The organism is Marinicrinis sediminis (assembly GCF_042685085.1).
Lineage (GTDB): Bacteria > Bacillota > Bacilli > Paenibacillales > KCTC-33676 > Marinicrinis > Marinicrinis sediminis.
The window spans coordinates 58,823-66,148 of the sequence record NZ_JBHUMM010000012.1 but is presented as its reverse complement, the minus strand read 5'-3'; the positions used below and the strand labels follow the sequence as shown (position 1 = coordinate 66,148).

Annotated in this window: 7 protein-coding genes and 1 rRNA gene; 7 read left to right on the top strand and 1 reads right to left on the bottom strand. The window is 47.1% G+C overall.

Annotated features, from left to right (window positions below; all coding sequences use genetic code 11):
- The first annotated feature begins 4 nt into the window (after positions 1-4).
- The 3 genes from rrf (at position 5) to ACFSUC_RS08125 (ending at position 1,881) form a co-directional block, all read left to right on the top strand.
- Positions 5-121: ribosomal RNA gene (gene rrf, locus ACFSUC_RS08135) — 5S ribosomal RNA — on the top strand.
- A gap of 479 nt (positions 122-600) precedes the next feature.
- Complete coding sequence (locus ACFSUC_RS08130) at positions 601-1,560, top strand: helix-turn-helix transcriptional regulator (RefSeq protein WP_379929043.1); 960 nt, start codon at positions 601-603, stop codon at positions 1,558-1,560.
- Between the two features lie 60 nt (positions 1,561-1,620).
- Positions 1,621-1,881, top strand: a complete 261-nt coding sequence (locus ACFSUC_RS08125; RefSeq protein WP_379929042.1) for a zinc ribbon domain-containing protein — start codon at positions 1,621-1,623, stop codon at positions 1,879-1,881.
- Between the two features lie 162 nt (positions 1,882-2,043).
- On the opposite strand, the gene ACFSUC_RS08120 is transcribed toward ACFSUC_RS08125, so the two are convergent.
- Positions 2,044-2,601: a hypothetical protein gene (locus ACFSUC_RS08120; protein ID WP_379929041.1), complete on the bottom strand. Its 558-nt coding sequence runs from the start codon at positions 2,599-2,601 to the stop codon at positions 2,044-2,046.
- Between the two features lie 216 nt (positions 2,602-2,817).
- Here ACFSUC_RS08120 and ACFSUC_RS08115 point away from each other — a divergent pair, with 216 nt between their 5' ends.
- From ACFSUC_RS08115 to ACFSUC_RS08100, 4 genes are all read left to right on the top strand, one after another.
- Positions 2,818-4,311 carry an alkaline phosphatase family protein gene (locus tag ACFSUC_RS08115; protein WP_379929040.1) on the top strand — a complete coding sequence of 498 codons (1,494 nt, stop codon included), beginning with the start codon at positions 2,818-2,820 and terminating at the stop codon, positions 4,309-4,311.
- Positions 4,304-5,134: a glycosyltransferase family 2 protein gene (locus ACFSUC_RS08110; protein ID WP_379929039.1), complete on the top strand. Its 831-nt coding sequence runs from the start codon at positions 4,304-4,306 to the stop codon at positions 5,132-5,134. The genes ACFSUC_RS08115 and ACFSUC_RS08110 overlap by 8 nt, the downstream gene beginning before the upstream one ends.
- A gap of 120 nt (positions 5,135-5,254) precedes the next feature.
- A complete protein-coding gene (locus ACFSUC_RS08105) occupies positions 5,255-5,440 on the top strand; it encodes a sigma factor G inhibitor Gin (protein ID WP_379929038.1) in 186 nt (61 codons plus the stop codon).
- Positions 5,441-5,764: 324 nt separating this feature from the next.
- A complete protein-coding gene (locus ACFSUC_RS08100) occupies positions 5,765-7,231 on the top strand; it encodes an aminotransferase class I/II-fold pyridoxal phosphate-dependent enzyme (RefSeq protein WP_379929037.1) in 1,467 nt (488 codons plus the stop codon).
- The last annotated feature ends 95 nt before the right edge of the window (positions 7,232-7,326 follow it).

Here is a 7,326-nt window from a genome sequence, read left to right as displayed (position 1 = left end):
TAGGTTTGGTGACAATGGCGGAGGGGTACCACGCGTACCCATACCGAACACGACCGTTAAGCCCTCCAGCGCCGATGGTACTTGGACCGAAGGGTCCTGGGAGAGTAGGACGTTGCCAAGCCGAAGAAGGAAGAGACCGATCCATTAGGATGGTCTCTTTTTTGTAATTTCCTCTCCTCCAGCGGAGACCCTATCCCAAAGCCCGACATTTGTGCAAAGCACAAGAAGAGGGTGTGGGAAAGGGTCGAAGCACAATCAGAGAAGTAAGAAGCGGTACATAAGGAAGGAACCGATGCCGACCTTGTTACGGATTCAAAGGAGTCATGCGCGGTGCGGAATGTCCGTTACCAAGCCAAAGAAGAAAGAGACCGTTCATGATGAACGGTCTCTTTTTTGTTATCTGCCCCTCTCCAGCGGAGGTCCTGCCCCTCAATCCTCCCCCTTCCAGCGGAGACCCTATCCCAAAGCCCGACATTTGTACGAAGTACAAGAAGAGGGCGTGGGAAAGGGTCGGAGCCACACGCACAGTATTTCCATGATACAATGATAAGATGAAACGATAAGATGAATAGAGGCCATATGAAAGTAGGTGGTGGAAAAATGAAAATAGATCGACTGCTTTCCATCGTAATGATCCTGTTACATAAAAGACGGGTACAGGCAAAAGAGCTAGCTGAGATGTTTGAAGTTTCACAGAGAACCATCTATCGCGATATTGAGACCATCAACATGGCCGGGATCCCGATCATAACGTTTCCGGGAAACCAAGGTGGAATTGGGATCGCAGAGAACTATAAGTTAGAAAGAAATATGCTCACCATCGAAGAAATGGCTTCGATCATCACGGCACTAAGAAGTTTGAATACGAGCTATCCGGATGCCCATACACAGCCAGTATTGCAAAAAATTCAAGCGCTGCAATCCCTAAAAGATGGAGAAAAGCTGCAGGCCATAAGTGAACAGCTTTTAATCGATCATAGTTGCTGGGGTTCCAGTGCCATCATAAATAAAAAACAAAGCATGATGAAGCTAGCAATAGAAAATAATCAAACGGTCATCTTCCGATACAGAAATGCAAAAAATGAAGAAAAGGATCGACACGTCGAGCCCCATACCCTTGTATTGAAAAATAACAGGTGGTATGTCTATGCCCACTGTAGAGATAAACATGATTTTCGATTTTTTAAATTATCTCGAATGAAAAATCTTCATATAACCTCACAAGCTTTTGACAGAAAGGAGACGAAGCTGGAGCAAATTCCATGGAATACACAATGGTCTCAATTGCCGGCTAAGCTTACTGTCACGTTGAAATTTCAAGCATCAGCCAGGTTTTTAGTCGAGGAATGGTTTGATGAAGAAGAAATAGACACCGACGCTAGCGGTTGTATGATTGTCACAACCCGTTTCCCAGATGATCCATGGGTAACAGGCTTTGTTTTACGATTTGGTGATCAAGTAGAAGTCATTCAACCAGAGAGATTGCGACAACATATATATCAAGTTGCCTGTGAAGTGGCTAAAAAATATGCCCCCTTTAGCAAGCCATCTCAAACTTGACGTATAGTTGTCTTATTTCCTTTTCTATAATGAAGATATCATTGTCGAGGAGGATGAAGAATGGAACAATCAATTTGTCAAAGCTGTACCATGCCCATGGAGGATCAAACCAAGTGGGGGACCGAGAAAAATGGAGAGAAAAGTCAGTCGTATTGTCTCTATTGCTACGATGAAGGGCAATTTCGAGTGCCAGAACAAACGATGGAGGAAATGATCGAAATTTGTATCCCTTACATGAAAGAGAGTGGATGGGAAGAAGAGAAAGCGAGAGCAATGATGAAGGGGATATTGCCAAGCTTGAAGAGATGGTCAACCAGCTAGTATAAGCTAGAATGAATGGTCAGAAGAACATAGCGGAATGAAGCGTACAGAAGATTGAATAAGCTGGCAACTAACAGATCGTGGTTAGGGCCAGCTTATTTATAATTTGGAATCGATGTAGCAGCAGGCATCGAGCAAAACGAGATCAGAAGAACAACAATATTAGGACACATAGTAGGATAAATCCTTGCTGGACAGACGCACAATACCGTCCTTACGATGATAATAACAGCGTATTAACATAATAATTCGGGGCAACGAAAACCAAAGGTGAACGAACAGACATTGCAGCAAAAGGCTGGTTGCCACCCAAGGAAGCAATAAGGTAATCCCTAACAAGACCACGAACATTTGATGAAACTGAACGGACAGGAGCAAGCGGATCGCAATATCTTGCCTAGGTAGATAGCCCACCCAGAAAATACTGCAGTTTGTCCGGATCCCCCATGCGTTATGCTTATCATTGGAAATACGTTGTAAAGCGACATATGCGACCCCAGATTGCAAGAACAGCACAAGTACAATTCCAGTAAAGAGATCCACCATCCAGTCGGTGATGGAGAGAGGTGAGAAGTAGAGTAGAGCTGCTTCTCCAACTAGAAATAGAAGCAGAAAACTTGAGATCATAAGGGGAGAGTAAGAAAAACGCTTCAGTAATTGATATTGATAGATCAGATCCTGATGACCAGCGTGTGATTTTTTCGAAGTTGTCCCGTTCATACTCATGTGCTCCTCTATTCCAGAATGCACCGCATTGACTTTTTCAATGCCCATGCTATAATCGAGAATGATTATCATCAGTCTGCCTTAACGTCACACGTATCGTCTTGTACGATTAGTTTCATTATAATGCAACCAGGCATGAAGGCAAACCACCATGCCATTTTTATTTGCATGCGTGACCATGCAGCCAGATATGTGGGGAGAGAAAAGAACATGAAAGAAGCATCAAAATTTGAGAAAGTGGCAGCTCGCTGCTGGAACATATTAAATGAAGGTAAGCCATTTACCCCTGTATTTACTGTCGGGGTATTTTTACTGTTTCATCTAGCAAACTGGCATGATATTGATTTTTGGAACCATGCAGGCATCACGTTTCTTACCCTATTACCTATTCTGCTGATTTATTATCACTACGATTTTCCGCTACATTTACGGACTTTTTTGTGGCTGCCTCTACTCGCAAGTATCTTTATCTTTTCCCCGGCATCGATTGGCTTATATGGACTGGCACTCGGCCTCTATTTCTTTTTCACCGTCATATTTTGGGGGACCATTTATTATCATCTGCGCATCGGTACAACTTGGACGAATTACCGCAGGTTTTGGAAGCTAGTATTAAAAAACAGTGATTCCACCAGCGGGAATGCGCAAGAGCAAGTGCCTAAAGTGCTGCTGCTGCTGACAATAGCGGCGTTTGTTCATACCTATCGCAGTAGTCCAATCTACTTCTGGCAGGATCAATGGGTCGTGTACGTGCTGTTCCTGTTGCTATTGGCCCTGTACAGTGCAGTCATTCATCGGGTCGGATTCAACTGGAAGCCTGATCCGCTACCTTATACAGATAATGCTGATCCTTCGCTGCACATGGATGTAGACAGAGTGTTTGTATTAGTGGTGGATGGTTGCAGAAAGGATCGGTTGGCAGAGGCACATACTCCGTTTATGGACTGGGTAAAAACCGAGGGGACTGAATTCACCCAAATGGAGACCATCTATCCCGATCGTACAGTGGTCTGCTTTACCTCTATGTTTACGGGCACCTATCCGTTTGAGCATGGCATACAGAGCAATATGGTGTGGAAACAGGGCATTCGATGTGAATCCCTGTTTGACAGTTTGCGCAAAGAAGGCAAGGTCGGACGACTGCTGGGCATTGCTCACCTGGTAGATTCAATGGGGGACGATGTGGACACGGTCACAGCAGTTATGCATAATGATCGTGCCGACGGTCATATTATCGATCGGGCCAAGCAGGTTATGCAAAAGCACGATCCTGATTTTATGGTGGTCCAACTAATTGCCACGGATCAGACCGGTCATAGCAGGGGAGCGTTGTATGAAGAATACAAACAGAAGATTGAAGAGGCGGATGCCCATTTGCAAGGATTTTATGAATGGCTGAAAGAAAACCAGTATTGGACGGATCGTTCTGTGATGATGATTTGCGCGGATCATGGTCAATCCGATGGAATAGGCGGACATGGACATCTGGATGAAGGGGAGCGCTTCGTTCCATTTATGATGATGGGCCACGGCATTCAAAAAGGAGTCCAGGTCGATGAACTGAAAAGTCTGGTTTCCATTACGCCAACGGTCAGCCAGCTTTTGGGTGTACCCCTACCCAACAAGAGCCGTGGACCCGTGCTATGGGAAGCCATTCGGCATCCGCAACACGTCACAGACAAGGGAGAAAGCAGCAATGAATAAACCATCTAGTATGAATCTCAATCAGATTGATCCCGCTACGGATGTCCATTCTGCGGTTTCGGGGGCCTGTATGGTTGTCATTCCTGCTTTTAATGAGGCGGGTTCCATCGCAAAAGTCATCTCCAAAGTGCCCCGCGAATTGCCGGGATTCGCTCGCGTATCTATTCTGGTTGTCAATGATGGTTCAAGAGATGATACGGTGAAAGTTGCGTTTGCAGCCGGAGCGGACTATGTGTATTCATCCCCGCGCAATCAGGGCTTGGGTGCAGCCGTGCTCTTTGGACTGAAGCAAGCCTATCAGCTTGGTGCCGAGGCAGCGGTCATGATCGATGCAGATAATGAATATCCGGCAGAACAAATTCCTGAACTGGTCCAGCCGATTGTAAATGGACAAGCGGATTATGTACTGGGATCCAGATTCCTCAAAACGGTACAAGGCATGAAAGCATATCGTCGAATTGGCAATCGTGTATTCACCTGGCTGCAAGCGAAGCTGCTAAGGCTGGAACTGACAGATGGGCAGACCGGCATGCGCGCTTTCAAGAGAGAAGTGCTCCGTGACCTGGATATTATACACGCCTACAACTATGCACAGGTCATGACACTGAATATTGTGAGACAAAACTATCTGCTGCAAGAAATCGCCATAGATTATCAAGTAAGAACAGAAGGGGCGTCCTTTATCAACTGGACCTACATTCATAAAGTGATTCCGGCTATCATTCGGGAACTGACGACGGCTCCATCCGGCCGTGTTTCGCGCGTACAAACACGCTATGATCGATTGCCTCATAAGATAGGATATCCCGCAAACCAGAAATAAGAGCAGATCGGTCTGAAACGAAAGCGATAGAGTTTAAGATTTTGACATCACGCCCATAATGGAGATATGGGTTCCAACAGGACACCTCTATGAGTAAAGGGATAAAGGTGGATGATTGCGATGAAAGCAGAGCACAGGGAAACCTGTATCATTTGTGAACAGTCCAAGGCAGAAGGCATTAATATTTATGCATCGTTCATTTGTGCGGACTGTGAGGAAGAAATAGTAGGAACAGATGTCCAGGATGTCAAGTATCCGTTCTTCATTCGACAACTGAAAAATATCTGGTTGAAGCAAGATGCTTGATCATGATGACCTGCACATGAGATTTGCTGTCCATATGGCTGTATGGGCGGCATTTTCTTTTTCAGAGATCCTGTCTCTTCTCTCATCTCCAAAGCGATAACGGTTCAGCAGCAATACGTGGATGCAAAATGGCGCCCACCAATCTCTTCACATGGGCCAGCGAGCCTCACTAGAATGAAAGAGGATCACATTCACGTCATTGAGGATGGCGACTGGTCCATTCCGTAAGATATAATGGAAGAAACAAACGGAAACCACCCGGAAGACCTGGGAGCAAGAAGGACATCTCTCCCGTATACTAGCCATAATGGAGCGAATCAAGACATGAATCTCAATCAACACCGAGCCCCGATCCTGGAGGCACTTCTTCACCATCAGGAAAAACAGACTGCCAGTTTCCATGTACCCGGGCACAAAAACGACAATCAGAGAGGTCATCAGGAAGATTCCTGGTTCACCAATGTGATGAAGCTGGACATGACCGAGTTGACCGGTCTGGATGACTTGCATGAGCCCTCGGGCTGTATTGCGCAAGCTCAGCAACTCGCTGCATCAGCTTTTGGAGCCAGCCATACGTGGTTTCTCGTCGGCGGAAGTACAGTCGGCAATCTATCTGTCATCTGTGCCTGGAGCAGACCCGGTGATATCTGGATCGTGGATCGGCATGCACATAAATCCGTCATGAATGCGCTGAAACTTGTCGAGGCTCGTGTGGCCTTTCTTCCCGCCCGATTTCATCCGCAGACGGGTATACCGGTGCAGCTTGATGTGATGGACATCGAGCACATGCTGAAACGGTATCCGCAGGCCCGAGGCGTATTGATCACATCCCCCACTTATTACGGGTATCAGTCCGATCTGAAGGCTATCGCAGATCGGGTACATCACTACGGCATGCCACTCATTGTGGATGAAGCACATGGCGCTCATTTTTCCTTTCACCCCAGTCTGCCCCAATCTGCGATGCAAGCCGGTGCCGACGTGGCCATTCAATCCACCCACAAAATGCTCGGGGCGATGACGATGTCCGCCATGCTTCATTTGCAAGGAAACCGGATTGATCCTGCACTGATCCGTCAGGCGCTCGGTATGCTGCAATCATCCAGTCCCTCCTATCCCTTGATGGCATCACTCGATGTGGCTCGAAGAGATGCTGCTCTGCACGGGTACGATCTTCTGCAAGTGGGCATGCAGCAATTGCAAAGTCTGTCGGAGCAGATAGAGGGGATTGAGGGCATCGGCATCCTGAGAGCGGATGATCCATTTAAAATGTATGTCTACGACAAAACCCGGTCGTTAAACGGTCATCAACTGCGAGAACAACTGGAGCTGAGAGGCTGTATGATGGAGCTTGCCGATGAAACAGGCGTATTGGCGGTTCACAGCCTATATACCAAGCAAGGACACTTGGGACGATTAAGGGACTCGCTTCAAGCGATCAGTGAAAAATACCGGCTGGGTAAACAGGAACTGAAACCATCCGTATGGAATACGTATAGCACACCACTCTGCATGGAAGAGAGTGCAGGGCTGATCCATTTCCAGAATAATCTGCACGCCCCTTCCCAACTGGTTGATCTGGAGATGGCAGAAGGATACAGGGCGGCGGAGATGGTGATTCCGTATCCTCCCGGGGTCCCTTTGTGGGTGCAGGGAGAGCGCATCACTCGCGCCTCGCTGGAGGCACTTGTCCGATGGGTCTCCCATGGCGGTCATGTGCAGGGGCTGGATGCAGCGGGCAGCCGCATTCGTGTGCTGGCAGAGACACCAAGCGGCAGTGACGAAGGATGATGAAAGATGATACGAACAGACCGTGAACCGGACGATAGATTAGCTCAAACAGACAAAGATATGAGGATGAACCTGAATGAACAACCTACCCAATC